Source organism: Mesorhizobium sp. M7A.F.Ca.CA.001.10.2.1 (genome assembly GCF_003998575.1).
Lineage (GTDB): Bacteria > Pseudomonadota > Alphaproteobacteria > Rhizobiales > Rhizobiaceae > Mesorhizobium.
In genome coordinates this window covers 1-1739 of sequence record NZ_RZQY01000934.1, presented here as the reverse complement: position 1 = coordinate 1739, position 1739 = coordinate 1, and the positions used below count along the sequence as shown (strand labels likewise).

General features: G+C 59.0%; 2 protein-coding genes. Both read right to left on the bottom strand.

Features of this window, described 5'->3' with window-relative positions; translation table 11 throughout:
- Positions 1–1002 (bottom strand): outer membrane protein (locus EN964_RS33655; RefSeq protein WP_164776318.1); only part of this gene is annotated, 1002 nt, incomplete at its 3' end.
- A gap of 206 nt (positions 1003–1208) precedes the next feature.
- Positions 1209–1739: alanine dehydrogenase (locus EN964_RS33650; RefSeq protein ID WP_373565082.1), on the bottom strand; the 531-nt coding region annotated here is incomplete at its 5' end.

Here is a 1739-nt window from a genome sequence, read left to right as displayed (position 1 = left end):
GCCCAGCACATCGAACCCATAGTCGGTATCGACGTTGATCGACCCGCCGCCGAGATCCAGCTTGGAAGTCATGCCGGAGTAGCGTGCATCGACCATGACGCCTGCGACCCAGCTGCCGAAGTCATGATCGTAGCCGACGTTCAGTTCACCAAAGGCACCTTCGCCACCGAGACCATTGAATTCCAGGTCGCCGAGCGGCGGAACGTTGATCTGATGCACGGACGCACCGGCGCCACCAGCGCCACCGATATAGAAGCCGGTCCAGTTGTAGGCTGGCGTCTCGAAGGCAGCGCCGCCGCCGTTCTGTGCACCGAAACGGTAATTGGCTGCGATCTGGAAAGTATGGCGCGAGGTGTCAAGATTCAGGAGACCGTCCGGTACTCCGACAATGCCAGCCTCGGAAAGAAGATCGTCCTTGGTCCCGAAGCCCGTATAGCGATACTCAGTCTTGATCGTCCAATTGCTGTTGATGGCCGTTTCGATGCCACCTCCGACAAAATACCCGCTCTGATCCCAATCAAAGTCGAAGCCGGCGTTCGTATCGAGCTTGTACTTCTGCCAGGAATAGCCACCCAGCACGTAGCCCAGAGTGTTCGGCGTCAAGAGGTAGCCGAGACGCAGGCCAGCGTCGAAACCGTAGGTTTCCTTGATCGAAGCGTCGAACCCCGTAATGTCCAGCGTGGTCTTGATGTTGCCCACGTGAGCGTCCAGCAGACCGCCGATGAGGAACCGGGGCGAGACCATATAGTCATAGCCAACCGTCAGCTCACCATAGACGCCTTCGCCACCAATGCCGTTCAGCGAGATTGGAATAAAATCGCTGCCGAGCTCGTGTACGTTGGCACCGGCACCGACGCCAAAACCAACGTAGAGGCCGCTCCAGTTAAAGCCGGCAGCTTCTTCTACCGGCTGGACGACATCTGCTGCATGAGCAGCAGACATCAAAGCCACAGCAGAAACAGCACCAAGAAGAAAAGATTTCGCGGATGTGCGAATGAACATATGCCCGTACCCCAATGAGTAAACCCAGAATGTCTCTAGCAGGGAGTCGGTCGGTACGGGAATGACAAATATGCAACAATGATGAGCAAAGTGCCGTTGCGTCACATCTTTCGACGCCATGCTTTGCCTGAAAAACAGGCTCGCAAGAAAAAACCCGCCGGCTTGGAACCGGCGGGCTGGATTGAAAGGAGCTGTTCTCGCGAAAATCAGGCGGCGAGAACGGCTTTCGGCTCGACCAGTTCGTAGCCGAGCGCCTCGGCGACTGCCCGGTTGGTGATCTTGCCCTTGTGGACATTGAGGCCGTTGCGCAGGTGATGATCGTCGACCAGCGCCTTCAGGCCCTTGTCGGCAAGCTGCAGGCCATAGTGCAGCGTCGCGTTGTTGAGCGCGTGGGCCGAAGTGACCGGCACGGCACCGGGCATGTTGGCGACGCAATAGTGGATGACGCCGTCGACCTCATAGGTCGGCTCGGCATGAGTGGTGGCGTGCGAGGTCTCGAAGCAGCCGCCCTGGTCGATGGCGACGTCGACCAGCACCGAGCCTTTCTTCATGCCCGACAGCATTTCGCGCGAAACCAGTTTTGGCGCCGCGGCACCCGGGATCAGCACCGCGCCGACGACGATGTCTGCCGAAAAACACTCTTCTTCCAGCGCCTCGACAGTCGAGTAACGGGTGTGGACGCGGCCGGCGAAGAGGTCGTCGAGCTGGCGCAGGCGCGGGATCGAGCGGTCGATGAT